A 26,404-nucleotide genomic window follows, 5' to 3' on the forward strand; every position below is an offset into this window, starting at 1 on the left:
AACTCTACGGGGGCCTCTGAAAAGCTGACATACATGGGGAAAACAAAAAATCCCCTGCCAGGGACAGAGGAGTTCTCGTTTGGTGGCCAGGGCCGGACTTGAACCGGCGACCCAACGATTTTCAGTCGTTTGCTCTACCAGCTGAGCTACCTAGCCGTGCTCCCCAGGGGGAGACTTTGGCGGTCCGGACGGGATTTGAACCCGCGACCTTCTGCGTGACAGGCAGATATGCTAACCGCTACACTACCGGACCAACTGGTAAATATGAGGCTGCCAAAAGCAGCGCGATTAAAGATAGCGGGCGATTCTCAGGGTGTCAACCATGTCACGGTGTGCGGGCGAGAGCAGGGTGACTGGCCCGCTAGACTGCGGGGCGTGATGAGTGATCTTTCTGCTGACTCGGCGTCCCCCCGCGTCGGCGTGGTGATGGGCAGCCGCAGCGACTCCGAGACGATGCAGGGCGCCTTGGACCTCCTGTCGCAGCTTGAGATTCCCTACGAGGTGCGCGTGCTCTCGGCCCACCGTACGCCGGGGCTACTGTCGACCTACGCGGCCCGCGCCGAGCGGCTGGGACTCGCCTGCATCATTGCCGGGGCGGGGGGGGCCGCGCACCTGCCAGGGATGCTGGCGGCCTTTACGCGGGTGCCGGTGCTCGGCGTGCCGGTGCAGTCGCGGGCCCTCAGCGGTCAGGACAGCTTGCTGAGCATCGTGCAGATGCCTGCCGGTGTCCCCGTCGCCACCTTCGCCATCGGACAGGCGGGGGCCAAAAACGCTGCGCTCTTTGCCGCCGCCCTGCTCGCCACCACTGATGCGGGGGTGCGGACCCGGCTGGAGGCCTTCCGCGCTGCTCAAACTCAAGCCGTGCTGGATGACCCCTATTTCGACGGTCATCCCCAGGCGGGCACCGAATGAGCGACCAACCTGCGGCCACCCTCGGCATTCTGGGCGGCGGACAACTCGCTCAGATGCTGGCCCTCGCTGCGCTGCCGCTGGGGGTGCAGGTGCGGGTGCTTGAACCTGATGCGGAAGCCCCAGCCCGGCTGTGTGCCGAGCATGTGCACGCGCCCTACACCGACCCGGCGGGGCTGGACGCGCTTGCGGCGTGCGACGCGGTCACGCTGGAATTCGAAAATGTCCCGGTGGAGTCGCTGGACGCTCTGCGGGGCCGGGTGCCGGTGCGTCCCGGAGCCGGGCTGCTCGCCCGCTCCAAGCACCGCGCCCGCGAGAAGGCGGCGCTGCAAGAGGCGGGGGCGCGCACGGCGCCCTTCGTGGTCATCCAGCGGGAAGCGGACCTGGACGGCGCTCTGGACCGGGTCGGGGGCCAGGGCATCCTCAAAACCTCCGAACTCGGGTACGACGGAAAAGGGCAGGTGCGGGTGGCCTCCGACACCGACCTGCGCCAGGGCTGGGCCGAGCTGGGGCAAGTCGCCTGCATATTGGAAGGCTTCGTCACCTTTGAGCGCGAAGTCAGCCTCGCTGTGGCGCGCACGGCGGACGGGCGCCTGGCCTTTGGGCCGCTGGTGGAGAACGTCCACCGTGACGGGATTTTGCGGACGTCCGTTTACCCCGCTGCCGTGCCGGACGGCACCGAAGCCCGCGCCCGCGAGATGGCCCGCGCCGTGGCCGAGGGCTGGGGCCTGGAAGGGCTGCTCACGCTGGAATTCTTTCAGGTGCCGGACGGCGACCTGCTGGTGAATGAGGTCGCGCCCCGTGTCCACAACTCCGGCCACCTGACCCAGGACGGCGGCGGTGCCAGCCAGTTCGAGGCACAGGTGCGCGCGGTGCTGGGCCTGCCGCTGTCCGACTGGTCTCCCCTGCTGCCCTGCGCGATGGTCAACTATGTCGGTGTGGAGGGGGCCGCGCCCGACTGGGCCGCCATTGACGCCCTTCCCGGCACCCGCGTCCACCTCTATCACAAGGCGCACCGCACCGGGCGCAAGCTGGGACACGTCAATCTGGCAGCGCCCGACCTGCCCACCTTGCATCAGCGGCTGGCACAGCTCGAACAGCTCATCCCCTGACTTTTCGTCTGCTTCCCGCACCCCCCGTGACCCGTTCCTGATCGAGTGTCGGGGCAAAGGTAAGCTCTGCTCATTGCCCGTCAGCCAGGGGCGTCTAGGGTAGATGGATGAAGCGTTTTCTTCTTCCCCTGCTGCTGACCTGGCCTGGCGCGGCGCTGGCAGCCCAGCCTGCTCCTCAGCTGGCACTGGCACAGGATCTGCAACTCACTTTCAAGGGCGAACTCAAAAAGATCGACGACGGTCAGCTCGTCACGGCGCCTGTGACCAAGAGCTGGACCCTGCCCGCCAAGTGGGTTGCCCGCAGCCGTGAGTACAACAAGCTCAGCTCGTACCTGACCCCCTACCTCGACCGGGTGGAAAAGGAAACCTTCGTGCGTGGGCGCCCCGCCAAGTTCGAGCAGGTGGGCAACAAGTGGGTGGCGACCGACCAGCCCGAGTGGAAGCTCGACCGTCCGGCGACGGAGGCCAAGCTGCTCGAAGCGATTCGCACTGGGGCAACGACCCTGCCGGTCGTCTTCAGCGAAAAGGTGCCCCAGCGCAGCGTGGCCCTGCTTGCCGAGCGCGGCGTCATGCGCAACCTGGCGAGCGCCCGCAGCTCATTTACTGGCAGCCCGGATTTCCGCGTCAAGAACATCGTGGTCGGGTCTTCTAAGCTTGACTACCAGTGGGTGGCGCCCGGCGAGGACTTCGATTTCAACAAGTCAATGGGGGACATCAACGCGGCCAACGGCTTCGTGCCCGGTTACATCATTTCCGGCGGCACGCTGGCGCTGGAAGACGGCGGCGGCATCTGCCAGGTCAGCACCACCATTTTCCGCGCCCTTTGGGAAGCGGGCCTGCCCATCGTAGAGCGCAACCAGCACTCCTACCGCGTCCACTACTACGACCCGGTGGGCTACGAGGCGACGGTGTACGCCCCCAGCAAGAACCTGCGGATGAAGAACGACACCGATGCCTACATCTTCATTCAGGCGAGCTGGAACACGGCGACCCAGAAACTACGCTTCGACGTGTTTGGCCCTGACACGGGCCGCAAAACCCAGATCAGTGCCCCAGTGGTCACGGATGTGAAACCCGCCGCCTCTCCCACCTTCACCCCTGATAAGCGCGTGGTGCTGGGGCAACAGCGCCTGCTCGACCAGCCGATGGAGGGGATGACGAGCGTGATTACCCGCACCGTCACCTTCCGCGACGGCACCAGCCAGCAGGACAGCATTAAGAGCGTCTACAAGCCCTGGGGCGCGGTGTACGGCGTGCATCCCAGCGACCCGCGCCTGAAGCAGACGGAAGCGCAGGCGAAGAAGTAAACCGAACTGCAACCCCGGCGGCTCCCTAGACGGGGCACTGCCGGGGTTGTGTAATCTCTCGGCAGGGCGGAATGTTTTAATGCCCTCACCATGACCACCGACCAGCAGCGCCGCGCCGCCAACGCTCGGCAATTTGACCGTATTGCCGCCGACTATGACGCGCTGGGTTTTTTGACTCAGGCTGCGTTGGCCCTGGCCGCCGCGCTAGATGTTCCGCCCACTGGCCGGGTACTTGATGTGGCGACAGGTACCGGCACTGTGGCCTTGACGCTCGCTCCAAAGGTTGCTGAGGTGATGGGCACTGACATTGCCCCAGCCATGATTGAACAGGCGCGGCAGCGGGCGGCTGGACGCTCCAACGTGCAGTTCGTGCTTGCTGAGGCAACAGCCCTGACCTTTGCCGATCAAAGTTTCGACGTGGTGGTTTGTGGCGCAGGGCTTTTTTTCGTGCCCGATATGGTCGCAGCTTTAAGAGAGTGGCGGCGGGTGCTGCGGCCCGGTGGCGAAGTCGTGTTTAGCGCGTTTGGGCGTGGCCTGCTCGGCCCGTTGCCGGGACTGTGGCGCGAACGGCTCGCCGGAGAAGGCGTCAAACCTGGAGCGCCGCCGCTGGGGCGTATCGGTACGGTAGAGGCCGCAAAGGACTTGCTCATTCAGGCAGGGTTTGCTGAGGTGACTGCCGAATTGACGCCGTTGCCCTACACCCTCGCTACGCCTGCTGACCGCTGGGCCGACATCCGGGCAGGACTGGAAGGATTGCCCCTTGCCCAATTCACGCCAGAAGTGCAAGCCCGTCTAGAAGACGAGCATCTTGCCGAATTACAACCGCTGTTCGCCGCTGGGCCGCTGACGGTGCCGATTCTCTTGATCGTGGCGCGAGGGCGCAAAGCGGTTTCAGATTGAGCCTGACTCCTTGGAGGGGACTCACTCTTAAGCTCAGTGAGCCTCCTTCCCCATTTGTTTCACCGTCAAGTTTCGCGTGAAACCTAACTTCCCACTCGCTGGCCTTTCAGATGCACCAGCAGGGCACTGATATCGGCGTGGCGGACACCGGAAATGCGGCTGGCCTGCTCCACTGTCTGCGGTTGCAGGCGCGTTAATTTTTCGCGCGCTTCGTTGGACAGGGCCGTAATACCGGCGAAATTCACGCCGCTGAGGCTGAGTTCACGGGCTTTGGCTTCTGAGCGCAGTTGCGATTCGGCGCGGGCGATGTAGCCGGCGTACTTGACGCGGATTTCCACCGCTTCGCGCTCGCTGGCACCCAGTTCGGCGGGCAGTGTGGCGCCCAGAGTTTCTACGTCGGCCAGCGACAGCTCGGGGCGGCGCAGCCAGGCATCGGCGGTTTGCCCTTGCATGCGCTGCTTGCTGAGGCTTTTGATGCCGCTCTGCACCCGAGCGTACTTCTCCTGCACCCTTATCAACTCGGCGTCATCAACCAGCCCCAGCGCATGGCCGATAGGCGTCATGCGCTCGTCGGCGTTGTCCTGGCGGACCAATAGGCGGTGTTCCACCCGGCTGGTCATCATGCGGTAGGGTTCGTCGCTGCCCTTGAAGACGAGGTCGTCGAGCAACACACCCAGATAACTGGTTTCCCGCCCGATGACCTGTTCGTCCAGGCCAAGGGAGCGCCGCGCTGCCGCCGTCCCTGCGACCAAGCCCTGCGCCGCCGCTTCCTCGTAGCCGCTGGTGCCGTTGAGCTGCCCGGCGGTGAAGAGGCCCGGCAGCTTTTTGGATTCGAGGTTGAGGGTGAGTTCAGTGGAGTCCACCACGTCGTATTCCACCGCGTAGGCGTAGCGCTGAATGACGGCCTGCTCGAAGCCTGGGAGCGTCCGCACCAGTTCGTCTTGCAGGCGCGGCGGCAGTGAGGAGGAAAAGCCCTGGAGGTAGACCTCGCTCGTCTGCACGCCGTCGGGTTCCACGAACAGCAGGTGGCGGTCGTGGTGGGCGAACTTGACCACTTTGTCCTCGATGCTCGGACAGTAGCGTGGCCCCAGGCCCTCGATGTCGCCGGCATACATGGGCGACTCGTGCAGGTTTTCCTGAATCAGCGCGTGCGTCTGCGGTGTGGTGTGGGTCTGCCAGGTCGGAGACTCGGCGGCGCGGGGACCGGGCGTGCCGGTAAAGCCGCGCGGCTGCGGGTCGGCGGGAATTTCCAGCAGGTCGGCAAAGCGCACCGAGTCGGCCCGGACGCGCGGAGGGGTGCCGGTCTTGTAGCGCTTGAGCACGTGCCCGCCGCGTTCCAGTGGAGCTGAAAGAAAGCGCGAGGGCGGCTCGCCCTGTCGTCCCTCGGGGCGCGATTGGCGGCCATACCAGGTCACACCGCGCATGAAGGTACCGGCGGCAAGGACCACACTGCGGGCGTGCAGGCGGCGGCCATCGCTGGTCACGACCACCCAGCCGCCCTGCCCATCCTGTTCCAAGTCGGCGGCTTCACCGCGCACAATCTCAATTTCGGAGTGCCCGAAAATCACGTCCTGGGCGCGTTCGGCGTAGGCGTCGCGTTCGTTCTGCACGCGCAGCGACTGCACGGCGGGGCCCTTGCTCGCGTTGAGCATCCGGGTGTGAATGGCGGTGTCGTCGGCGAGGCGACCCATCAGTCCGCCGAGCGCCTGCACTTCAAAGACGAGCTGGCTTTTGCCCGGCCCGCCCACCGCCGGGTTGCAGGGCATGCGGCCCACCGTCGCCGGGTTGCCGACGAGCAGCGCGACCCGCGAGAATTTGGCGGCGGCCCAGGCAGCTTCCAGCCCCGCGTGGCCTCCGCCGATGACGATGACATTCCAGCCCTTCATAAGGGGTCAGTGTAGCGGCCTGAGCGCCTAATAAACGTGCTGTGCGTAGGAGCGCCAGCCCCTCCTGAATTGTGGACCTGGCCACTCTTAGGGCTCACAATAGCGGCATGGACTTCGCCAGCTTAAGGGCCGACCTCATCGGGTCGGAGGCCGTCATCCGCACCCCGTTCGGCGAGCGGCGGGTCACTTACGCCGACTACGTGGCCTCGGGCCGGGCGCTGCGCAGCGTAGAAGACCAGGTGCGCCGGCTCGCGCTGCCGCTCTACGCCAACACCCACACCGAGGACAGCGCGACCGGCGCGCACTCCACCCACCTGACCCACGAGGCGCACGAGTACGTCAAGGCGCAACTCGGCGCGGACGCGAGCTGCAAACTGGTGTTCTGCGGTTCGGGCAGCACGGCGGCGGTGCGGAGAATGCAAGACATTCTAGGCCTCAGCGTGGGCTGCGCTCACCGGCTGACGGTGCTGGACGCTCTGCCCGAGCACGAGCGCCCGGTGGTCTTCGTCGGCCCCTACGAGCACCACTCCAACGAGGTGAGCTGGCGCGAGACGCTGGCGGAAGTGGTGGAGATTCCGCTGTGTGCGCGCGGCAATCTGGATTTAGATGCCCTGATTACGGCGCTCAAAGACCCCCGCTACGCCCGCCGTCCCAAAATCGGCTCGTTCAGCGCGGCGAGCAACGTCACTGGCCTGCTCACCGACACCCGCACCGTCGCGCGGATTTTGCACCGGCACGGGGCCTACGCTTTCTTCGACTTCGCGGCGAGCGCGCCTTACGTCGCCATCGACATGAAGCCGGGACAGCCCGACGGCTACGACGCGGTGTTTCTCAGTCCGCACAAGTTTGTCGGCGGCCCCGGAACGCCCGGCCTGCTGTGCTTCCGCGCGGAGCTGTACCGCCTCAGCAGCCCCAGCACGGCGGGTGGCGGCACGGTGCGCTATGTGAGCCGGACGAAACACACCTTCGTGGACGACATCGAGGCCAGGGAAGACGCCGGAACGCCCGCCATCCTCGGCAAGATTCGCACGGCGCTCGCCTTCCGGGTTAAGGAAGAACTTGGGGTCAGGGCGCTGACCGAGCGCGAGCATGAGCTGTTCGGGCGGGCGGTGACGCGACTGGGTATCCATCCCCGCGTGCAACTCCTCGGCAACCCGGACGCGCCCCGGCTGGCCTTCCTGTCGTTTCTGGTGAAGGCCGAGGACGGCACTTACCTGCACCCGCGCTTCGTGGTGCGGCTGCTCAACGACCTTTTCGGCATTCAGGCGCGCGGCGGTTGCGCCTGCGCCGGGCCGTATGGGCACGCGCTGCTCGACATTGACGACGAACGCTCTGAGCGGTATTTCCAGTGCGTGATGAGTGACCTCGACGGCCTCAAGCCCGGCTGGACGCGCCTCAACCTTGCCCCCTGGGCCACCGACGAGGAAGTGGACTTTCTACTCTCGGCCATCGAATTCGTCGCTGAGCACGGCGAGAAGTTCCTGCCGCTCTACGACTTCGATTGGAAGACCGGCGCCTGGACGCATCCGCAGGACGCTGCGCCGCCCTCGCTGTTCGGTGACGCGGTGCCGCAGCGGGGCAGGGGAGAAGTGCCCTACGCCGCATACCTGCGCGAGGCTGCGGAGCGGGCGCAAATGCTGAACGTAGCAGCGCGGCGCCCCATTCCGGAACAAGTGCCGGGCGACTTGGTCTTTTTTGCTTACTGAGGGGCTTTTTGCCCGTCCAGCCCAGCCGAACTCCCCCCAATTCGCCTTTTGGAGCCGTGGAATCTACAATGCCTAACGCTCGTTAGCTAGACAGATTTCACAGGCCGCCGGGGCAAGCCTTTTGCCCCCAGCGGTCCGTGTGCCAGGAGGCCTGAAGTTCATGATTCAACCCTTTACTGCTGATCCCATCCGCTTCGTGGCGGAAGACGGGCGGCCTGTGCTGGCGCTGCCGGAGCGTTACACCCCGGCGCTGCTGCGTGAGCTGCACCGCCTGATGCTCCAGGGCCGCGAATTCGACCGCAAACTCATCACCCTGCTGCGGCAGGGGCGCACCAGCTTCTACTCGCAGGCGAGCGGCATGGAGGCCACCCAGATCGGGCTGGCGAAGGCCATTCGCGCCGGGCACGACTGGGTGTGGGGCTACTACCGCGACCAGGTGCTCGGCATGGGCCTCGGCGTGCCGATGTTCACGCTGATTTCGCAGTGTCTGGGCTCCAACACCGACGAGTGCCGGGGCCGCCAGATGCCGCACCACTTTTCCTCGCGGGCGCACAATTTCGTCTCGGCAAGCAGCTCCATCGCCTCGCAGGTGCCGCCCGCCGCCGGCAACGCGAGGGCGCAAAAGTACCTCGGCACCGATGAAATCACCGTCGTGACCTTTGGGGACGGCGCGACCAGTGAAGGCGACTGGCACACCGGCATGAACATGGCGGGCGCCATGCAGGCCCCCTGCCTCTTCGTGTGCGAGAACAACCAGTGGGCCATCAGCACCCACATCCGGCACCAGACCGCCTCCGAGAACATCCACATCAAGGCGAAGGCCTATGGGATGCCCGGCTTCTACGTGGACGGCAACGATGTGGTGGCCGTGATGGAAGTCTGCCACCACGCCGCCGAATGGGTGCGGGCGGGCAATGGCCCCGCGCTGGTCGAGTGCCTGACCTACCGCGTCGGCTCGCACTCCAACGCCGACGCCGACGCCGAAAAGAGCTACCGCACCCGCGACGAGGTGAACGAGTGGCTGGGCCGTGACCCGATTCAGCGCGTTGAAAACCTGCTCGAACACCTCGGCGACCCCATCAGCGCCGAGGAACGCGCCGGAATGATTGCCGAAATCCACAAGCAGATCGACGACGACGTGCGCCGCGCCGAGGCCGCCGGGTATCCCGACTGGCGCATCATGTTCGAAGACGTGTACTCCGACATGCCCGACCACCTGCGGCAGCAGGCGGCGATGCTGCGCGAGGAGCAGGGAGGCAGCGCATGACCGCGACCCAGGAGAAACAGGCACAGGGGAAGCAGGCAGGGACGGAACAGCCCGCCGTTCGCACCCTCAACCTCATTCAGGCGATCACTGAGGCGCTGGCCGACGAGCTGGAGCGCGACCCCAACGTGGTTCTCTTCGGGGAAGACGTGGGTGCGCGCGGCGGCGTGTTCATGGCGACGGCGGGCTTGCAGGAACGCTTCGGCAAAAAGCGCGTGTTCGACACCCCGCTCGCCGAGGGTTCCATCGTCGGCGCGGCGGTGGGCATGGCGGTGCGCGGCATGCGCCCGATTGCCGAGATTCAGTTTGCCGACTACATCGGCCCCGGCTTTGACCAGATTCTGAGTCAGGCGGCCAAGATTCGCTACCGCAGCGGCGGGCAATTCAGTGCGCCGCTCGTCATCCGCACTCCGTCGGGCGGCGGCGTGAAGGGCGGGCACCACCACAGCCAAAGCCCCGAGGCGTACTACTGCCACATGGCGGGCATCAAGGTGGTCATGCCGAGCACGCCCTACGACGCCAAGGGCCTGCTCAAAGCCGCCGTTCGCAGCGACGACCCAGTGATGTTCTTCGAGCCCAAGCGCCTTTACCGCGCTGCCAAGGGCGAAGTGCCCGAGCACGACTACGTGGTGGAACTCGGCAAGGCGGCCATTCGCCGCGAGGGCGACGACCTCTCGCTCATCGGCTACGGCGGCGTGATGCCCGACCTGGAACGGGCCGCCGACGCGCTCGCCGCCGAGGGCATCAGCGTGGAAGTCATCGACCTGCGCTCGCTGGTGCCGTGGGACCGTCCGCTGGTGCTTCAGAGCGTGGAAAAAACGGGCCGCGCCGTGCTCGTCAGCGAGGCGCCGCGCATGGCGAATTTCATGGGCGAGGTGGCCTACACCATTCAGAACGAGGCCTTCGATTCCCTCTCGGCTCCGGTGCAGCAGGTGGCGGGCTTCGACACGCCCTATCCCTACATTCAGGACAAGATTTATCTGCCGGGCGCCAACCGCATCGTCGCCGCCTGCGTCAAGGCGCTGAACTACTAGTGCTGATTGGCGGCTGCTAGCTTCCCCCCATGCCTGACCCTCTGCGTCCCGTTCTCGGTCTTCTCGGCCTCGTCATCGGCTTCGGTCTGTACGCCCTCGCCGGGCGGCTGGCCGAGCCATGGCAGAGCGTGACTCTGGCCCTGCTCTTTGCCCTGCTGGGCGCCGCCGCGTGGGGCTACGCGCAGGGTGAGCGGTGGATTCACGTCTTGGCGGGCGTGTTGCTCGCCTACGCCCTGTTTCGTCTTCTTTTCCCCTTCCTGAACCCGAGGTAATTCATGAAAGAACTGCTGCTGCCCGAACTCGCCGAAAGCGTCGTCGAGGGCGAAATCCTGAAATGGCTGGTGGAGGAGGGCGACGCTATTGCCCTCGAACAGCCGCTGTGCGAAGTGATGACCGACAAGGTGACCGTCGAACTGCCGAGCCCCTTTGAGGGCACGCTGCACAAGCGCATGGCGAACGAGGGCGACGTGGTGGCCGTACACGCCGTCATCGCCCTGATCGACGACGGTGCGGGTGCCGGGGCCGGAGCAATACCAAGTGCTACCCAGGCCATTCAGGACAGCGCCGAGAACCCGACGACGACTGAAGTGACCCTGCCTGCCCAGGCGGAGGAGGAGCGCGAGGCGATGGGCGGGAGCATCGTGGAAGCCGGGCACATCGCCAAGGCCGACGACGACTCGACCAGCCTCTTCAAGACCTTCGCCAACGACGAGGAGGTCAAGGTGCAGGGCCTCGGCGCCCGTTCTGGCAGTGGCGCGCCCGGCAGCAGCACGGCGGGCACCGGGACGCTAGACCGCGCACCGGAGACTGCCCCCGCTTCCCCTACGCCTGCCACTGCGAACGGGGGCCGCGTCCTCGCCGTCCCCGCCGCGCGTCAGGCGGCCCGCGAGCTCGGCATTGACCTCGCTGCGGTGCGCGGCAGTGGCCCCAACGGGCGCATTCGCGTGGCGGACGTGCTCGCGCACCAGCAGAGCGGGCAGGCCCAGCCCCAGCAAACCCAGCCTCAACAGGCGGCGGCCTCTCAAGCAGTGGCCCCTCAGCCTCAAGCCGCCGCTCCCGCTGCCCCGGCACCTGCCGGCAAGCTCGCCGCGCCCTCCGCGCACCTGCCCGCCCCGGTGCAGTACCGCACGCCCAAGGGCTACGAGGACCGCGAAACCCGTGTGCCGCTGCGGGGAATGCGCCGCGCGATTGCCAACCAGATGCAGGCGTCGCACCTCTACACCGTCCGCACCCTGACGGTGGACGAAGTGAACCTGACCAAACTGGTCGAGTTCCGCCAGCGCGTGAAGGACGAGGCCAAGGCCGCCGACGTGAAGCTGTCGTACCTGCCCTTCATCTTCAAGGCCATTACGGTGGCGCTGAAAAAGTACCCCAGCCTCAACACGTCCTTCGACGAGGCGACGCAGGAAATCGTCCAGAAGAGCTACTACAACCTCGGAATGGCCGTCGCCACCGAAGCCGGGCTGACGGTGCCGGTCATCCGCGACGTGGACCGCAAGAGCATCTTCGACCTCGCCCGCGACGTGGTGGACCTTGCGGGCCGCGCCAACGCGGGCAAGCTCAGCCCCGACGAACTCACGGGCAGCTCGTTCAGCGTGACCAACATCGGCAGCATCGGCGCGCTGTTTTCGTTCCCCATTATCAACGTGCCCGACGCCGCCATCATGGGCGTCCACTCCATCGTCAAGCGGCCCATCGTGGACGAGCACGACAACATCACCGTGGCCCACATGATGTACCTCTCGCTGTCGTTCGACCACCGCCTGATCGACGGCGCCGAAGCCGCCCGCTTCTGCAAAGAAGTCATCCGGCTGCTCGAAAACCCCGACCGGCTGATGCTCGAAGGGTTCTGAGCCGAGCTTTCCCCTTGGCCCTCTCCCTACGCGGGGGAGGGCTTTTTTGTGCCTCGTGGGCGCGGCGTGCAGGCTGCTCAGGAAAGACAGGAAAGAACGGCCTCGGCCTCGATTTCCACCAGATGCCGGGGGTCAATCAGGGCGGCCACCTGCACCATGGTCGCGGCAGGACGGATAGCGCCGAAGACCTCGCCGTGCGCCCGCCCGACCTGCTCCCAACGGCTGATGTCGGGTACGTACATGCGCGTCCTGACCACGTCTTCCAGCCGCGCCCCCGCCTGCTCCAGCGCTTGCCGGATGAGCCCGAGGGCCACTTTGGTCTGCCAGTAGGCGTCCCCCACGCCCACGACCTCGCCGTCCACGGTGGCGGTCGTTCCGGCCACCTGCACGATATTTCCGACCCGGACGGCTCGCGAGTACCCCACGGTGTCTTCCCAGGGAGACGTTCCAGCAATGTTCTGACGCATAGCCCAGGGTAGTGTCCTAATGTCTCCTTGCGGGCCAAGCGTCAGCTCTGCGGTTTTGCGCTCTACTCCCCTCATGCCCACCATCCGGACTGCCGCCGACCTCGGCCTGCGCCTGCGCACCGCCGCCGACATTCCCGACCTCATCGGCGCGGCGTATGGGGCCGACAGCGTCATCTTGCACGCAGACGACCTCGCGCCCGAGTTTCTGGACCTCCGCAGCGGCCTGCTGGGCGAACTGTTTCAGAAGGCCACCAATTACCGCCTGCCGTTGGCACTCGTTCTTGCAGACACTGACGCTTACGGCCCCCGCTTCAGCGAACTGGCGCTCGAACATCGCCAGCACCCGCTGATTTGCTTTTTCGATTCGGAAGAGGCGGCGCGGGCGTGGCTGGAACGGGTCTAGCCGCCTGACCCCAGGCCCGCAGCCGATAAGCTAAACTGAATTACGGTGCTGTGCGCCGTGCTTTTTTTTGACCCCTGTGCAGGTGGCAAGGAGACAAAGAAAGTAAGTCTGGGCGCATGGCTGGAGGGCTGAGATGCCTGGAATTGCAATTGTCGGTGCCCAGTGGGGCGATGAAGGCAAGGGGAAAATTGTCGATTTTCTGGCCCCCGAAGCCGAGTACGTGGTGCGCTATCAGGGCGGGGCCAACGCGGGCCACACGGTCAACGCGAAGGGCAAGACCTTCAAGCTCAACCTGCTGCCCAGCGGCGTGCTGCACGAGGGCGCGACCAGCATCCTGGGCGACGGGATGGTCATCGACCCCGAGAAGTTCATCGAGGAACGCCGCAACCTGATGGAAGGCGGCCTGAACCCGCGCCTCAAAATCAGTGACCGGGCGCATATCGTGCTGCCGCACCACAAGTATGTGGACGGGCGCAAGGATTTCGTCGGGACGACCGGCAAGGGCATCGGCCCCGCCTACGCGGACCGGGCGCGGCGCGTGGGCATCCGCTTCGGCGACCTCCTCGACGAAGGCGTGCTGCGCGAGCGCATCGAGCGCCTGCTGGAGGCCAAGCCCAACTCGACGCGTGACGCGGGCTGGGCCACCGTCGAGGATGGCCTGAAGTCGCTGGCGCCCATCCGTGAGCAGCTCGCGCCGTTTATTGCCGACACCGGCAGCGAACTGCGTCAGGCCATCAAGGACGGGCGCAAGGTGCTGTTCGAGGGCGCCCAGGCCACGCTCCTCGACCTCAACTACGGCACTTACCCCTTCGTGACGAGCAGCCACCCCACCGTCGGCGGCATTCTGGTCGGCACCGGGGTCAACCACAAGGCGCTGCACCGCGTCTACGGCGTCGCCAAGGCCTTCAACACCCGCGTCGGGCACGGCCCCTTTGCCACTGAGGTCCACGACGAGGCGGGCATTCTGCGCCTGCGCGGCGACGGCTCGCAGCCCTGGGACGAGTACGGCACGACCACCGGGCGGCCCCGGCGTGTCGGCTGGCTCGACCTCGAACTGCTGAAATACGCGGTGGACGTGAACGGCCTTGACGGGCTGGTCATCAATAAGATGGACATTCTGGGCGGCCTCGACGAGATTCCCGTCTGCACCGGCTATGACGAAGGCGGTCAGCCCGTCTTCAAGAAGATGAAGGGCTGGTCGAGCACCGACGGCGTAACTAGTCGCGCGACGCTGCCGAAAGAAGCGCAGGCTTACCTCGACCTCATCGAAGACACCGTGCAGTGCCCCGTCGTCATCTTCTCGGCGGGCCCTGAGCGCGAGAAGACGTATGGGGAAGTGCACTGGGGGTGAGGTTGGGGGCTGGTTTGGGCTGGTGGACCCCCTCACCCCTTTGCTTCGCAAAGGCCCTCTCCCACAAGGGTAGAGGGTCAAAAACGCCTGAGCCCTGAGCTTAAGCTGACCCTCTCCACTGGTGGGAGAGGGCCTTGCCGCAGGCAAGGGGTGAGGGGGCCACCCCGCCAACGTCTCTCCCCAACCCTTCCCTCAAAGGAGTCCCCTTGCCCGACAACCCGAACAACCTCGAACCCCTCACCCGTGAGTGGCTTGCCGCCATCGGCGAAGACCCGGACCGTGAAGGGCTTCAGCGCACGCCGCAGCGCGTCGCCAAAGCCTGGGCGTACATGACCGAGGGCTACGGGCAGACGCTCGCGCAGGTGGTGGGCGAGGGCGTGTTTGCCGCCGAGGGCAGCGAGATGGTCATTGTCAAGGACATCGAGTTTTATTCGATGTGCGAGCACCACATGCTGCCTTTTTATGGCCGCGCCCACGTCGCCTACATTCCCGGCACCCGGATTCTGGGCCTGAGCAAATTCGCCCGCATCGTGGACCTCTACTCGCGCCGCTTGCAGGTACAGGAGCGGATCACCACGCAGGTGGCCGACGCTGTGGAAGAGCTGCTGGCCCCCAAGGGCGTGGCGGTGCTGATGGAAGGCATTCACCTGTGCATGGCGATGCGCGGCGTGCAAAAGCAGAACAGCTCCACGACGACCTCGGCCATGCGCGGCCTCTTCCGTTCCGACCCGCGCACCCGCGCCGAGTTCATGAGCGCTGTGCAGGGAACGCTGCGGGGCCGCTAACCGCAACAGTGCCGGAAGGGAGCCCGCGTGGCTCCTTTTTGCGTTTGCCCCTACCCTGACCCTATGCTCGCGCCGTTTTTGCTGCTGACCCTCGCCGCCACTTCGGTGCCCGGCAAAGCCCCTGTGCCGGGGGCGCCTGCGCTGCCCTACGGTCAGGACCTGCGGGTGCCGGGCAGCAAGGCATCGGTGCGGCTTGAAAAGGATGGGATGGGGACGAACATTTCCTCCCTTTTTCTCGACGAGCAGTACGACACCCTCGGCAAGACCTTCGTGCAGTTTCGCTGCGGTGAGGGAGGCCAGCTCAATTTTTTCCTGAAAACCAAAGTGCCGCTGCTCAGCGAGGCCGATCTCGTGTCTGGCCGCTCGCCGAGCCTCAGCTACCGGGTGGACGGGCAGCAGCCCCGTGCCTTTCCCGGTGTGCTGACGCGCAAAAGCGGCGACTTTGACCGTTTCGTGCTGGCGGTGAGCGACGCGAGTGACGCCCGCTTTCTGGCCGCGTTTCAGGCCGCGCGGAAAAAAGTGGAACTGCGGGTGGCCCGCACGGGAGGCGCCGCGCCGCTGACGCTCACTTTTCCCGTGAAGGGCTTTCGGGAGGGCTTGCAAGTGCTGGCAGGGTGCCCGGCGTTGCCGTAAGTAGAGGGCCGTTCTTTCTGGACACCCCACAGTCAGCTGGGGGCCGCAGGCTTTACCATCTGTTCATGACCACTGCCGACCAGCCTCAGGCCGTCCGCGACGACGCGGTCTTCGACCTGATTGCCCAGGAAGCCGAGCGCCAGCGCACCGGCCTTGAGCTGATTGCCTCCGAGAACTTCACCTCCGCCGCCGTGCGCGAGGCCCAGGGCAGCGTGCTGACCAACAAGTACGCCGAGGGCTACCCCGGCAAGCGCTGGTACGGCGGCTGTGAAGTGGTGGATCAGGTGGAGCAGCTCGCCATCGACCGCGTCAAGCAGCTCTTTAACGCCGAGTGGGCCAACGTGCAGCCGCACTCGGGCTCGAGCGCCAACCTCGCGGTGTACAACGCCCTGATTCAGCCCGGCGACACGGTGCTCGGCATGGACCTTTCGCACGGCGGGCACCTGACACACGGCAACAAGGCCAACTTCTCGGGGATGCGCTACCAGATGGTCGCTTACCAGCTTGACCGCGAAACCGAGCGCATCGACATGGAAGAAGTGCGCCGCCTCGCCCACGAGCACAAGCCCAAGATGATTATTGCCGGGGCGAGCGCCTACAGCCGCGTCATCGACTTTGCCGCCTTCCGCGAAATTGCCGATGAGGTGGGCGCCCTGCTCTTCGCCGACATCGCCCACATCGCGGGCCTGATCGCGGCAGGCGAACACCCCAACGCGCTGCCGCACGCGCACGTCGTCGCCTCGACCACCCACAAGACCCTGCGCGGGCCACGCGGCGGCATCATCCTGGCGAACGACCCCGAAATCGCCAAGCAGCTCGACCGCACGGTGTTTCCCGGCTACCAGGGCGGCCCCCTCGAACACGTCATCGCGGCCAAGGCGGTGGCCTTCGGTGAGGCGCTGCGTCCCGAGTTCAAGGACTATGCCCGGCAGATCATCAAGAATGCCCAGGCGCTGGCGGGCGAGTTCCAGCAAAAGGGCTACCGCGTCGTCTCGGGCGGCACCGACAACCACCTTTTTCTGCTCGACCTGCGCCCCCAGGGGCTGAACGGCACCAAGGCGACGCGGCTGCTCGACGCCAACCACATCACCATTTCCAAGTCCACCCTGCCCTACGACACCGAGAAAATCCTGCACGGCGGCGGCATCCGCATCGGCACGCCCGCCGTCACCACGCGCGGCATGACCGAAGCGCACATGACGCAGGTGGCCGACCTGATTGACCGTGCCCTGAAAGGCGAGGACGTGCAGGCCAAGGTCCACGACTTTGCCGGTGGCTTCCCACTGCCCTGAAGACGGCTGCACCGGCCTTCCGCTGCTCACTTCCTGGGCAGCGGGAGGTTTTTTGACGGTTCGTCGGTGCTTGGCGGCGGCACTGGCCTAGAATGCCCGCGCATGACTCCAGACGCTTCCCTCTCGCCGCAGCTTCCGGAGCTGGCCCAGCTTTCTCCCTCACAGTTGACGCTGCGCCTGACCCGGCTGGGGTTGCAGGCCCCGGACCTCGGCAGTGCCATGCAGCCGATGCTCGAAGCGCTCGTGGTGTGTACGGGCGCGGCAGGCGCCGGGTACTTTCAGTGGCGGGACGCGACGCTGGCCTACCACGCCCGCGCCGCCGCCGGGGAAATGCCCGCCGGCCCGGCGATGGAGGCGATTCTGGCACACGGGCTGCCGGGCCACCTGCCGCTGATCGGGGCACTCTCCACCGCCGAGGACACGCTGTTTATCGGTGACACCCGGCAGGAGGCCGTCGCGCTCGGCTTTCCCGAACTCGGCGTGCTGGGGCTGTGCGCCGCGCCGATCCGGGCCCGCGACGGCGAGCTGGTCGGCGCGATTCTGGCGCACACCTTTACGCCCTCGCCCTGGCCGGAGCCGGACCGCGTGCTGATCGGCAACGTGACGGGCACCCTGTCGTTGCTGGCCGCCCGGCTGCACGCCGAGGAACGCGAGCAGGCCGCGCACGAGGGCGCTCTGCGGGCGCTGGGGCTGTCGCTGGAAGCGCGCGACGCCGAAACCAAGGGCCACACCGACCGGGTCACGCGCCTGGCCGAGCGGCTGGGTGAGCGGCTGGGCCTGGACTTCGACGAGCGGCGCGAACTGCGCTGGGGCGCCTACCTGCACGACCTCGGCAAGATCAGCCTGCCCGACGAGATCCTGCTCTACGAAGGCCCGCTGACCGCCGCGCTGCGCCGGCAGATGCAGGGGCACGTGCAGGAGGGGGTGCGCCTCGCCGGGCAGCTTCCCTTTTTGCCGCAGTCGGTGCTCGACGTGATCGGCGCTCACCACGAACGTTGGGACGGCGCCGGGTATCCGCTGGGTCTGCGCGGCGAGGAGATTCCGCTGCCGGCCCGCATCTTCGCCATCTGCGATGTGTACGACGCCCTGAGCAGCGCCCGCCCGTACAAGAAGGCCTGGGAACGTGCCGATACCCTCGCCTACCTGCGGGCCGTGAGTGGGGAGCAGTTCGACCCACAGGTGGTGACGGCACTGCTCGACCTGCTGGACGGTGAGGGGTAAGTCGCAGGCAAGAGAAGCGGCTTAGAGCACCACTTCCAGCCCACTCAGGCACTCCTCGGCAATCGCGCGGGCCAGCGGGTCGCGGGTGGTGCGGGCGTAGCTCACGCCGAGTTGCAGGTGGGCCTGCCCGGTGTCGGCGTCGTTGCCGAGCGCGAGGGTCTGGTAAAAGGCGAGGTGGGTGTGGGCGAGCAGCACGTCGCGGGTGTGCTCGGGAGGCAGGGTGAGCAGCAGGTCGAGGGCGCTGTGATAGGCCGTCAGGGCGCGGTGCGACTCGCCCCCCACCGCGTACTCGCGCCCGAGTTGCAGGTGCCGGGCAGCGGACAGGTAAGCGGGCCTCATGGGACCGATTGTAGAGGGTAGGGTCCAAAGCGTGACCTTCGGGCGAGCAAGCTGGGGAAGGGAGTGACGCGGGGCGCTTTTTTCCGCCGCACGAAAGGCGGAGAACTGCTCTAGACTCGCCGTATGCCCGATCTTGACCGCGTGCGTGAGGCCCTGCAAAACAGCATGTCCACCTGGGCCACGCTGGAAGTGCGGGGGGACCAGGCCCGCGTGGTTCCGGCCCCCGACCTCGAACAACTCATCGCCGAACTCGACCGCCTCGCGCCGCAGTGGAGCCTGAACTGGGGCTGCGACGCCGCCTCGCCCTACGTGGTCCGCGCCCGGCTCGACGTGGCCGGGGTCAGCCGTGAGGGGCTGGCGCAGGCCCCCACCCTGAGCGACGCCAAACTGGCCGCCCTGGCCGAGCTGGCGCGGCTGTTTGGCATTTCCGGTGGTGAGGGCCGCTGGGTGGACTACGACCCCGAAGACGGCCCCAATGTGGCCGACCTCGACGCCGAACGTGAGTTGCCCACCTCACCACGTACGTCCGCCCTGCCCCCCGAGCCGCCGCGCGACCCGCAGATGGACAAGGCCCGGCGCCACATTGACGAGCTTCTCGAGCAGCTCAAGGCGGCGGGCAAGGGCGGCGAGGCGACCCGCATCCTGATGCGCGGTTACGGCGAAACGGTGGACGAGAGCCGGGCGCTGTACAAGCAGCTCAAGGCCATTCTCGACCAGTAACGCGGAGCCGGGGATGCACAAGTTTATTGCCATCGGGGACGTGCACGCCGAGTGGGACACCTTCTGGGAGGCGCTGCGGGCGGCGAGCTGTGTGGACGCGGACGGCCTGCCCACGCCGCCAGTGCGTCTGGGACGCTATCAGGTAGTCGTCATCGGCGACCTCGTGCATCCCAAGTCGCCCGAGGCCTATACCCGGCTGACCGGCTGCGACCCTTTCGACATGAACGACGAGGACCACCGCCTGATTGCCGCGCGTGAGCAGGTGCGGCAGCTCGAAAAGTTGCAGCGTTATCAGGCCGCCGCGCCGCACGCGGTGCATGTCATCCTCGGCAACCACGACGACGCTGTGCTCGACCCCCGTTTCGTACTGGGCACGAGCGGTGGCCTCAAGCACGTCGAGTTCGACCCGGAGCACGGGGGCCTGCTGCTGCCGCCCCCCCTGCACGGCTGGATGAGCCACTTTCCACGGGAGCTGCGGGTGGGCCGCCTGCAATTTGCCCACGTCTCGCCGCTGCCCGCCCACCTGTACTACGACGACCTGTTTTACAGCGACCGCAGCGCCAAAACCTGGTTTCGTGATACGCCGGACTATGTGGACATGGCCGGGCTGGTCTTTGGGGTCTACGGCCACACCAAAACGGACGGCGGCGTCCTGCTGCACCACGCGCCCACTGGGCAGCCGCTCTTCGCCATCATTGACGCCCTGACTGAGCGCGAGTATCTGGAAGTGCTGTACGACGCCGCCGCCGAAGTGCCTCTGCGTGGGGTCAGTGTGGTGCCGTTCTGAATCTCTACTGTGTGGGCTTGACAGAAGAGGGAACCGCCGTTAGACTTCTTTCCGCCCTGGGTCGTTAGCTCAATTGGCAGAGCAGCTGACTCTTAATCAGCGGGTTGTAGGTTCGATTCCTACACGACCCACCAGGAAAAGCCCCCCGCCACGTGCGGGGGATTTTTTATTGTCCTTCGGGGTGGCGCTTCAGCACGTAAAACGCCCGCTCGCTTTCCCGTGCCAGGTCGGTCACGCGGTAGCCGCGCCCCAGGTAAGCCGTCAGCGTGTCGCGTAGGGCGAGGCGCCAGGGGGCGCGCTCCTCGTCGGAGACGGCCAGCGGCACTTCTGCCAGCACGGTGGGCGCGTCGGCGGAGAGGTCCGGCGTGCCAGGGCGTGCCCCGACGCCACGCAGGACCACGGTGCCCAGCGGGGGCGAGGCGGGCGCAGGAACGTGGGGCCGGGTCAGGTCCCACTCCACCAGCAGGCGGTCGGCGTGTGGGGCGTACCAGTCGGGGAGGTAGGTGCTCGCCGTCACTCCCAGCTTGCCGAAGTTGAGCCGGGCGTTGCGGGCCACCAGCGGGTCGAAGGTCCAGGTCATGCGCGTCAGGCCCTGCGCCAGCGCCCGCCCGCGCTGCGCGAGTTTGAGGGCCACCGCCAGCCCGCTGCCGCGCACCTCGGGCCGCAGCGCCAGAAAGTGCGAGTGGTGCCAGAGGTCGTGGCCCCGGCCCGGCAGCTCCCTCCCCAGCAGCCCGCCCAGCGCCGGGAACCCGTAGGCCAGCCCCACCGCCGGGCCGCCCTCCGCGCGGTAGGCCGCCAGCACGATGCCCCCGGTGGCTGCGCTGATGCGGAACATGGTGGCGGGTAGCACCTCGCGGTCCTCAAAGCCCCAGGCCGCTGCCTGCACGTCTTCCAGTTCACGCATCGCCTGCGGGTCGGTCACGTCGCGGATGACGTAGCCGGGGACCGTCACGCCCGGTGTTCCTCCTGCGCCTCGGTGACGGTCGCCAGGAACTCGCGGTCAAGGGTCACGCCCGTGCCCGGCCCCTGCGGCACTGGCATCAGGCCGTCCACGGCTTCGAGCGGCTCCTGAATCAGGTCGCGCTCCCAGTAGCGGCTGGCCGAACTGGTGTCGCCCGGCAAGCGGAAGTTGGGCAGCGTCGAGAGGTGGATGTTGTGCGCCCGCCCGATGCCGCTCTCCAACATCCCGCCGCACCACACCGGGGCGCCGAAGCTCTGGGCCACGTCATGCACGCGCCGCGATTCGGCGTGTCCGCCCACGCGGGCCACCTTGAGGTTGATGACGCCGCCCGCGCCCAGTGCCAGCGCCTTGCGGGCGTCCGCCGCCGACGCCACCGACTCGTCGAGGCACAGCGGCGTGCGGATGCGCCGGGCGAGTTCGGCGTGGTCTACGAGGTCGTCCCAGGCGAGCGGCTGCTCGATGTAGGTCAGGTCGTACTCGTCGAGTTGCCGCAGCCGCCCGGCGTCGGCCAGGGTGTAGGCGCTGTTGGCGTCCACCGTCAGGCGAATGTCGGGAAAGGCTTCACGGGTCGCCCGTACCGGCTGCACGTCCCAGCCGGGCTTGATCTTGAGCTTGATGCGGCGGTAGCCCTGCTCGACATGCTTTCGCACGAGGTCCACCGTCGCCTGCTCGCCCGCCTGAATGCCGAGGCTGACCCCCACCTCGACCTGCTCCTTGTGGCCGCCGAGCAGTGTCCCGAGCGGCACCCCCAGCGTGCGCGCCCACAGGTCCCAGGCCGCCATCTCGACCATCGCCCGTGCCATGCGGTTGCCCCGGTAGCTGCCGAGCGCGTCCGCCACCGCTTCGGGGTTGGCGAAGGTCTGCCCCAGGATGGCGGGCAAAAAGGTGCCGCGCAGCAGGTCCAGTGCCCCGGCAATCGTTTCCTCGCGGTACATGGGCCGCGCTTCCATGGTGCCCTCGGCGACGCCCTGCACGCCCTCACCGTGCAGAATCAGCAGCGGCACCACCTTGTGGGTTTGCACCCCGAAACTCGTTTCAAAGCGGAACTTGAGCGGCAGCCGCGCCACGACGATTTCAGCAGCTTCAATTTTGAACATACGGCCAGTATGCGCCATCCGGCGGAGGCACCCCAGCTTTTATCCGGGTAAAATCTGGACATGACGGAACCCACTCTGACGGTTTTTGCCGGAGAAAAGCGGCTGCTGACCGGCTCCCTGCGCGAGGTGCTGACCTATCTCAAGGTGCAGGAGCCTGCGCAGGTGCTGATTTTCGATGACCAGACGGGCCGGCCGCGCGACTTCGACCTGTCGGGCTCGCTGGAGGACGTGCTGGCGCGCGAATTGCCGGGCGCGCCCGCCGGCTCGCTGAAACCGGGGCGCCCGAAGCTGGGCGTGGTCGCCCGCGAAATCACGCTGCTGCCCCGGCACTGGGCCTGGCTGGAAGCGCAGCCGGGCGGGGCGTCGGCGGCCCTGCGGAGATTGATCGACGAGGAGCGGCGCCGCCACCCCGGAGCCGAGGCCGCGTCGCAGGCTCAGGCCGCCGCCGACCGCTTTCTGAGCGCGGGCTGGGGTGACCTGCCCGGTTACGAGGACGCAAGCCGCGCCCTGTACGCCCGCGACGAGGCGCGGTTCCTGGCGCTGAGCGAAGGCTGGCCTGCCGATGTCCGTGCCCACGCGCTCGGGCTGGCGGCACCGGCCTTTGCGCCGCAGGGGACTGTGGCGGATGATGAGGCTTAGATGACTGGCCCTGCGACCCCCGCTGCCGAGCTGACCCGGCTGGCGCACTCGCCCGACCCGGCGCTGCGGGCAGCGGTGGCCGGGCACCCCAACACACCGCCAGAGACCCTGGCCGCGCTGGGGGCCGAGTTTCCCGCCGAGGTGCTGGGCAACCCGGCGCTGCCGCTGCTGCGCCTCGCCCAGCCGGGGTTGCTGGCCCGCTGGCCTGTGCGGACGCTCGAAGCTCTGGCCGCGGCCCCGGCAGCCCCCGTCTGGTTGCTGCGGCTCGCGGCGGCGCACGAGAAGATTGACGTGCAACTCGCCGCCGTGACCCGCCCTGACCTGCCGGGCGACGTGCTGTTAAAGCTCTCGCACTCGCCCTTCTGGACCATCCGCGAGGCGGTGGCGCGCAAACCGCAGTTGCCGCCGGGCGTGCTGGGGCAGCTCGGGCACGACCTCGACTACGGCGTGCGGCTGTCGGTGGCGAACCGCAGCGACCTGTCCCGCGAATTGCGCGGGGCGCTGCGCCGTGACCCGCATCCGCTGGTGCGGGCGGTGGTCATTCTGGGTGAGCCGCAGGTCAGCGAACTCAGTCTCTCTTGATGGGTTTACCTTGAGGGCCGCATGACTCCTGAGTTTCTCCGCCGCCGCAACGCCCTGTGGGCGAAACTGCGCTCGCTGCCGCCCGGCTCGCCCGAGTTCGAGACGGTGCTCGGCGACCTCGCGCAGCTCATCGGCTGGGACCGGCCACGAATTCTGGCGGGGCTCGGTCTAAACGAGCCGGACAGTGAGTCGAATATGTCCCCCGGAGAGCGGCCATGAGCAGCGGGGGCGGCGCGCAGGCGGTGCAGTCGCTCGACTGGCAGCGGATGTTCCTCGGCGATTACGATCTGCTGTTTTACGTCGAAATCGTCATTCGGACGCTCATCATTCTGGTGTGGCTGCTGGCGCTGCTGCGGGTGGCGGGCAAACGCGGGGTCTCACAGCTCAGCCCGCTCGAACTCGCCATCGTCATCGGGCTGGGCTCGGCGGTGGGCGACGCGATGTTCTACGCCGAGGTGCCGCTGGTGCACGCCATGCTGGTGATGGCGCTGGTGGTCGGGTTTCAGCGGCTGGTCGCGCACCTCATCATCTCGCAGGAAAAGGTCGAGACGTTTCTGGAAGGCACGCCCGTCGAACTCGTCCGCGACGGTGTGATGCAGCTCGGTGGCCTGAAGCGTTCGGCGCTGAGCTACGAGGACCTCTTCGAGCGCCTGCGACCCGAGGGTGTGCGGCAGCTCGGGCAGGTGCAGCGCGCCTATTTCGAGCAAGACGGGCAGCTCTCGGTGTTCTGCCATCCAGATGGCAAGGCCCCGCCCGGCCTGCCTATCGTGCCGCCGTGGGACCTGGAAGTGCCGGCCCCGCCACCCGACCACTACGCCGGCCTGCTGGCTTGCCTGCGTTGTGGCCGCATCCACGAGCAGTCAGCGGAGGAGTTACCCGTGCCCTGCGGCTGCGGCGGGACCGCCTGGACACCCGCTGTGCTCGACAGCCTGAGCGGCGACGCGGGCCAGGATAAGAGCCGAGACAAGAGGGGAGACTAAAACTCCACTTCCCGGCGCCCCGGCGGGCTATCTTCGCCCCATGTCCGCGCCCGCTTCCTCTGCCCCTCGCCTGCGCCTGCGGGTGTCCAAGGCCGCCGAACTCCACATCCGCGACGGGCATCCCTGGGTGTACGAGTCGAGTGTGCGCGAGCAAAACCGTGAGGGCGAACCCGGCGAACTCGCGGTGGTGTATGACCGCCGCGACCGCTTTCTGGCGATTGGTTTATACGACCCCTTCTCGCCGCTGCGGCTGCGGGTGCTGCACACCGGGATGCCCACCCAACTCGACGACGCGTGGTGGGCGGCCCGGCTCGATGCGGCCCTCGCCCGCCGCGCCGCGCTGTTCGGGCCGCTGACGGCTTTTGGCGACACCGACGGTTACCGCGTGCTGAACGGCGAATCCGACGGGTTTCCGGGGTTGGTGGTGGACCGCTACGCTGGCGTGCTGGTCATGAAGCTCTACACCGCCGCGTGGTTTCCCCACCTGCGCCGGATGCTGGAACTGTTCGCCGCCCGCGCCCCCGACTTCGCGGTGGTGCTGCGCCTGAGCCGCAACATTGCGGAGCGCGCCGCCGACCTCGGGCTGCACGATGGACAGGTCATCTACGGCGAACTCGCGGGCGACTCGGTGGTCTTTCGTGAGTCGGGCCTGCGTTTCGAGGCCGAGGTCAGGCAGGGCCAGAAGACCGGCTTTTTCCTCGACCAGCGCGAGAACCGCCGCCGGGTGGAGGGTCTGAGCGAGGGGCGGCGGGTGCTCAACGCCTTTTCCTTTTCCGGGGGCTTTTCGCTCTATGCGGCGCGCGGCGGGGCGAGCGAAGTCACCAGCCTCGACATCAGTGCCCACGCCCTGCGAAGTGCCGAGCGCAACTTCGCCCTCAACCCCGAGCTGAGCGCCGTGCACAAGACCGTGCAGGCCGACGTGTTCGAGTGGCTGCCCGCCGGCAAGGGAAGCGGCGCCGACTACGACCTCGTGATTCTGGACCCGCCTTCGCTCGCCCGGCGCGAGGCGGAGCGCGAGGGCGCGATTCGGGCGTATGGCAAGCTCGCCGAGGGCGGGCTGACGCGGCTGGCCCCCGGCGGCATCCTCGTCAGCGCCTCGTGCAGCGCCCACGTCAGCGCCGAGGAATTCGAGGAAGCCGTGATGTCGGCGGTGCGGCGCAGTGGCCGCCGCTGGCGCAAACTGCTGAGCAGCCGCCACGCGCCCGACCACCACGCCAGCTTTGCCGAGGCAGAGTACCTGAAGGCCGTATTTTTGCAGATGGACTGATATTTTTCAGGGTGGTTTGATTACTCGCGCCAGATGGCCCAGTGGTCGTCGAGCGCGTCCATCTGTTCGGGCGTGCGTCCGCCGAGGCGCAGCAGGCTCAAGACCTGCCCCCGGTGGTGGCTGTCGTGGACGATGATGTGCTGCAAAAAGTGAGCAGGGTTGGACTGGTAGGTGCCCTCGCTGTGCGGGTCGGGAAACGTGCGGCCCTCCGCCAGCGCCGACTGCACGGCCCGCAGCGCCGCCTCGTCGCCCAGACGAAACGCCTCGGCCAGCTTGGAAAGGTCGCGCTCGGAGAGGTCGAACTTTTGCCAGGTGCCCTCGATGACATCGGGGATTCCCTCGGCGTCGGCGGGCGAAATGGCACTCAGCCAGCCGGGGCGAAAGTGGGCGAGGTGGCCGAGGTGCTGGCCCACCGTCCAGCCGCCGCGCCCGTCGGACAGGTCGAGGTCGGCGGGGGTCAGGGCGGCGAGCAAGGTGTCGTTGACGCGGCCATTGCGGCGGAAGGATTCGAGCAGGAGGTCGATGTTCGTATTGTTTGGCATGGATTCCTCCAGGGGAGCGGTCAGGGGCGGGCTTTCCACGGCATCGGACAGGAGGCGCGGCAGTCCGGAGTGGCCCTGCCGGGAAATGGTTGGCCGAACGAGCGGTTGCAGGCGCAGCGCAGCGGGGTGTTGGGATTGTTCAGGACGCGAAAACGCGGAGGCTTGAGCCGGTCGCCATAGTCCAGGGTCGCGCCGTACAGGACGCTTGCTGCCTCCGGAGAAAATCTTAACTCCACGCTCTCCTCGCTGAACACCATGTCGTTTTCCTGCCGTGTCAGGGCGAAAGCGTAGGCCGTGCCACAACACCCGCCCGGTTCCAGCGAGATTCGCAGCACCCCACCTAGAGCACAAATCTGCTCCCGTGCCG

At 67.1% G+C, this 26,404-nt stretch carries 29 protein-coding genes and 3 tRNA genes; 23 read left to right on the top strand and 9 right to left on the bottom strand.

What is annotated here, in order from left to right:
• Positions 1–80: 80 nt before the first annotated feature.
• Together DR_RS00115 and DR_RS00120 are read right to left on the bottom strand one after the other, a co-directional pair.
• Positions 81–156: transfer RNA gene (locus tag DR_RS00115), tRNA-Phe, on the bottom strand.
• 21 nt (positions 157–177) lie between these two features.
• Positions 178–253: transfer RNA gene (locus DR_RS00120), tRNA-Asp, on the bottom strand.
• 125 nt (positions 254–378) lie between these two features.
• On the opposite strand from DR_RS00120, the gene purE reads away from it, so the two are divergent.
• The 4 genes from purE to DR_RS00140 all read left to right on the top strand — a co-directional run bounded on the left by purE (position 379) and on the right by DR_RS00140 (position 4,228).
• A complete protein-coding gene (purE, locus tag DR_RS00125) occupies positions 379–912 on the top strand; it encodes a 5-(carboxyamino)imidazole ribonucleotide mutase (RefSeq protein WP_010886671.1) in 534 nt (177 codons plus the stop codon).
• Positions 909–2,021 carry a 5-(carboxyamino)imidazole ribonucleotide synthase gene (gene purK / locus DR_RS00130; protein ID WP_010886672.1) on the top strand — a complete coding sequence of 371 codons (1,113 nt, stop codon included), beginning with the start codon at positions 909–911 and terminating at the stop codon, positions 2,019–2,021. Before purE ends, purK begins: the two co-directional genes overlap by 4 nt.
• A 107-nt stretch (positions 2,022–2,128) precedes the next feature.
• Complete coding sequence (locus DR_RS00135) at positions 2,129–3,328, top strand: VanW family protein (protein WP_010886673.1); 1,200 nt, start codon at positions 2,129–2,131, stop codon at positions 3,326–3,328.
• A 90-nt stretch (positions 3,329–3,418) separates the two neighbouring features.
• Positions 3,419–4,228 carry a class I SAM-dependent methyltransferase gene (locus tag DR_RS00140; protein ID WP_010886674.1) on the top strand — a complete coding sequence of 270 codons (810 nt, stop codon included), beginning with the start codon at positions 3,419–3,421 and terminating at the stop codon, positions 4,226–4,228.
• 83 nt (positions 4,229–4,311) lie between these two features.
• Here the strand turns inward: DR_RS00140 and mnmG are convergent, their stop codons facing one another.
• A complete protein-coding gene (gene mnmG, locus DR_RS00145) occupies positions 4,312–6,114 on the bottom strand; it encodes a tRNA uridine-5-carboxymethylaminomethyl(34) synthesis enzyme MnmG (RefSeq protein ID WP_010886675.1) in 1,803 nt (600 codons plus the stop codon).
• Between the two features lie 107 nt (positions 6,115–6,221).
• Between mnmG and DR_RS00150 the strand changes: the two genes are divergently transcribed.
• From DR_RS00150 to DR_RS00170, 5 genes are all read left to right on the top strand, one after another.
• Positions 6,222–7,820, top strand: coding sequence for an aminotransferase class V-fold PLP-dependent enzyme (locus DR_RS00150; RefSeq protein WP_034350815.1), 1,599 nt, complete (start codon positions 6,222–6,224; stop codon positions 7,818–7,820).
• A 160-nt stretch (positions 7,821–7,980) separates the two neighbouring features.
• Positions 7,981–9,087: a thiamine pyrophosphate-dependent dehydrogenase E1 component subunit alpha gene (locus DR_RS00155; RefSeq protein WP_027480247.1), complete on the top strand. Its 1,107-nt coding sequence runs from the start codon at positions 7,981–7,983 to the stop codon at positions 9,085–9,087.
• Positions 9,084–10,118, top strand: a complete 1,035-nt coding sequence (locus DR_RS00160; RefSeq protein ID WP_010886678.1) for an alpha-ketoacid dehydrogenase subunit beta — start codon at positions 9,084–9,086, stop codon at positions 10,116–10,118. The genes DR_RS00155 and DR_RS00160 overlap by 4 nt, the downstream gene beginning before the upstream one ends.
• Positions 10,119–10,147: 29 nt before the next feature.
• Entirely contained in the window at positions 10,148–10,390 is a 243-nt protein-coding gene (locus DR_RS00165) for a hypothetical protein (protein WP_010886679.1), read from the top strand.
• A 3-nt stretch (positions 10,391–10,393) separates the two neighbouring features.
• Positions 10,394–11,971, top strand: a complete 1,578-nt coding sequence (locus tag DR_RS00170; RefSeq protein ID WP_010886680.1) for a dihydrolipoamide acetyltransferase family protein — start codon at positions 10,394–10,396, stop codon at positions 11,969–11,971.
• Between the two features lie 77 nt (positions 11,972–12,048).
• On the opposite strand, the gene DR_RS00175 is transcribed toward DR_RS00170, so the two are convergent.
• Positions 12,049–12,438, bottom strand: a complete 390-nt coding sequence (locus tag DR_RS00175) for a RidA family protein (RefSeq protein ID WP_027480246.1) — start codon at positions 12,436–12,438, stop codon at positions 12,049–12,051.
• A 73-nt stretch (positions 12,439–12,511) separates the two neighbouring features.
• Here DR_RS00175 and DR_RS00180 point away from each other — a divergent pair, with 73 nt between their 5' ends.
• The 6 genes from DR_RS00180 (at position 12,512) to DR_RS00205 (ending at position 18,123) form a co-directional block, all read left to right on the top strand.
• Positions 12,512–12,841: a DUF4180 domain-containing protein gene (locus tag DR_RS00180; RefSeq protein ID WP_034350809.1), complete on the top strand. Its 330-nt coding sequence runs from the start codon at positions 12,512–12,514 to the stop codon at positions 12,839–12,841.
• 133 nt (positions 12,842–12,974) lie between these two features.
• Positions 12,975–14,192 carry an adenylosuccinate synthase gene (locus tag DR_RS00185; protein WP_010886683.1) on the top strand — a complete coding sequence of 406 codons (1,218 nt, stop codon included), beginning with the start codon at positions 12,975–12,977 and terminating at the stop codon, positions 14,190–14,192.
• A gap of 206 nt (positions 14,193–14,398) precedes the next feature.
• Positions 14,399–14,977, top strand: coding sequence for a GTP cyclohydrolase I FolE (gene folE, locus DR_RS00190; protein WP_051618911.1), 579 nt, complete (start codon positions 14,399–14,401; stop codon positions 14,975–14,977).
• A gap of 63 nt (positions 14,978–15,040) precedes the next feature.
• The gene (locus DR_RS00195) at positions 15,041–15,610 is read left to right on the top strand and encodes a hypothetical protein (protein ID WP_227085971.1); all 570 of its coding nucleotides are present in this window, start codon (positions 15,041–15,043) and stop codon (positions 15,608–15,610) included.
• 65 nt (positions 15,611–15,675) lie between these two features.
• The gene (gene glyA, locus DR_RS00200; RefSeq protein WP_164927940.1) at positions 15,676–16,902 is read left to right on the top strand and encodes a serine hydroxymethyltransferase; all 1,227 of its coding nucleotides are present in this window, start codon (positions 15,676–15,678) and stop codon (positions 16,900–16,902) included.
• 102 nt (positions 16,903–17,004) lie between these two features.
• A complete protein-coding gene (locus DR_RS00205) occupies positions 17,005–18,123 on the top strand; it encodes an HD-GYP domain-containing protein (RefSeq protein ID WP_051618910.1) in 1,119 nt (372 codons plus the stop codon).
• Between the two features lie 21 nt (positions 18,124–18,144).
• Here the strand turns inward: DR_RS00205 and DR_RS00210 are convergent, their stop codons facing one another.
• Positions 18,145–18,462 (bottom strand): hypothetical protein, encoded by a 318-nt coding sequence (locus DR_RS00210; RefSeq protein WP_027480244.1) that lies wholly within the window; start codon positions 18,460–18,462, stop codon positions 18,145–18,147.
• 123 nt (positions 18,463–18,585) lie between these two features.
• Here DR_RS00210 and DR_RS00215 point away from each other — a divergent pair, with 123 nt between their 5' ends.
• From DR_RS00215 to DR_RS00225, 3 genes are all read left to right on the top strand, one after another.
• Positions 18,586–19,182 carry a hypothetical protein gene (locus tag DR_RS00215; protein WP_027480243.1) on the top strand — a complete coding sequence of 199 codons (597 nt, stop codon included), beginning with the start codon at positions 18,586–18,588 and terminating at the stop codon, positions 19,180–19,182.
• 13 nt (positions 19,183–19,195) lie between these two features.
• Positions 19,196–19,969, top strand: coding sequence for a metallophosphoesterase (locus tag DR_RS00220; protein WP_010886690.1), 774 nt, complete (start codon positions 19,196–19,198; stop codon positions 19,967–19,969).
• A gap of 58 nt (positions 19,970–20,027) precedes the next feature.
• A tRNA-Lys gene (locus DR_RS00225) sits at positions 20,028–20,103 on the top strand.
• 32 nt (positions 20,104–20,135) lie between these two features.
• On the opposite strand, the gene DR_RS00230 is transcribed toward DR_RS00225, so the two are convergent.
• Positions 20,136–20,921, bottom strand: coding sequence for an acyl-CoA N-acyltransferase (locus DR_RS00230; protein WP_010886691.1), 786 nt, complete (start codon positions 20,919–20,921; stop codon positions 20,136–20,138).
• Positions 20,918–22,027, bottom strand: coding sequence for an o-succinylbenzoate synthase (menC, locus tag DR_RS00235; RefSeq protein WP_027480242.1), 1,110 nt, complete (start codon positions 22,025–22,027; stop codon positions 20,918–20,920). The genes DR_RS00230 and menC overlap by 4 nt, the downstream gene beginning before the upstream one ends.
• A gap of 60 nt (positions 22,028–22,087) precedes the next feature.
• On the opposite strand from menC, the gene DR_RS00240 reads away from it, so the two are divergent.
• The 5 genes from DR_RS00240 to DR_RS00260 are packed head-to-tail and all read left to right on the top strand — an operon-like array spanning position 22,088 to position 25,495.
• Positions 22,088–22,666 (top strand): DUF2239 family protein, encoded by a 579-nt coding sequence (locus DR_RS00240; RefSeq protein ID WP_010886693.1) that lies wholly within the window; start codon positions 22,088–22,090, stop codon positions 22,664–22,666.
• Positions 22,667–23,248: a hypothetical protein gene (locus tag DR_RS00245; RefSeq protein WP_034350803.1), complete on the top strand. Its 582-nt coding sequence runs from the start codon at positions 22,667–22,669 to the stop codon at positions 23,246–23,248.
• A 21-nt stretch (positions 23,249–23,269) separates the two neighbouring features.
• Positions 23,270–23,467, top strand: coding sequence for a hypothetical protein (locus DR_RS00250; protein WP_010886695.1), 198 nt, complete (start codon positions 23,270–23,272; stop codon positions 23,465–23,467).
• Positions 23,464–24,228, top strand: a complete 765-nt coding sequence (locus DR_RS00255) for a DUF421 domain-containing protein (protein ID WP_010886696.1) — start codon at positions 23,464–23,466, stop codon at positions 24,226–24,228. Before DR_RS00250 ends, DR_RS00255 begins: the two co-directional genes overlap by 4 nt.
• A 40-nt stretch (positions 24,229–24,268) precedes the next feature.
• Complete coding sequence (locus DR_RS00260; protein ID WP_010886697.1) at positions 24,269–25,495, top strand: 23S rRNA (cytosine(2499)-C(5))-methyltransferase; 1,227 nt, start codon at positions 24,269–24,271, stop codon at positions 25,493–25,495.
• Between the two features lie 20 nt (positions 25,496–25,515).
• On the opposite strand, the gene DR_RS00265 is transcribed toward DR_RS00260, so the two are convergent.
• On the bottom strand, positions 25,516–26,037 hold the full coding sequence (locus tag DR_RS00265; RefSeq protein ID WP_010886698.1) for a DinB family protein: 522 nt from the start codon (positions 26,035–26,037) through the stop codon (positions 25,516–25,518).
• A 20-nt stretch (positions 26,038–26,057) separates the two neighbouring features.
• Positions 26,058–26,372 (bottom strand): HesB/IscA family protein, encoded by a 315-nt coding sequence (locus DR_RS00270; protein ID WP_162177766.1) that lies wholly within the window; start codon positions 26,370–26,372, stop codon positions 26,058–26,060.
• Positions 26,373–26,404 lie beyond the last annotated feature (32 nt).

Origin of the sequence: Deinococcus radiodurans R1 = ATCC 13939 = DSM 20539 (assembly GCF_000008565.1) — a bacterium.
GTDB classification, from domain to species: domain Bacteria; phylum Deinococcota; class Deinococci; order Deinococcales; family Deinococcaceae; genus Deinococcus; species Deinococcus radiodurans.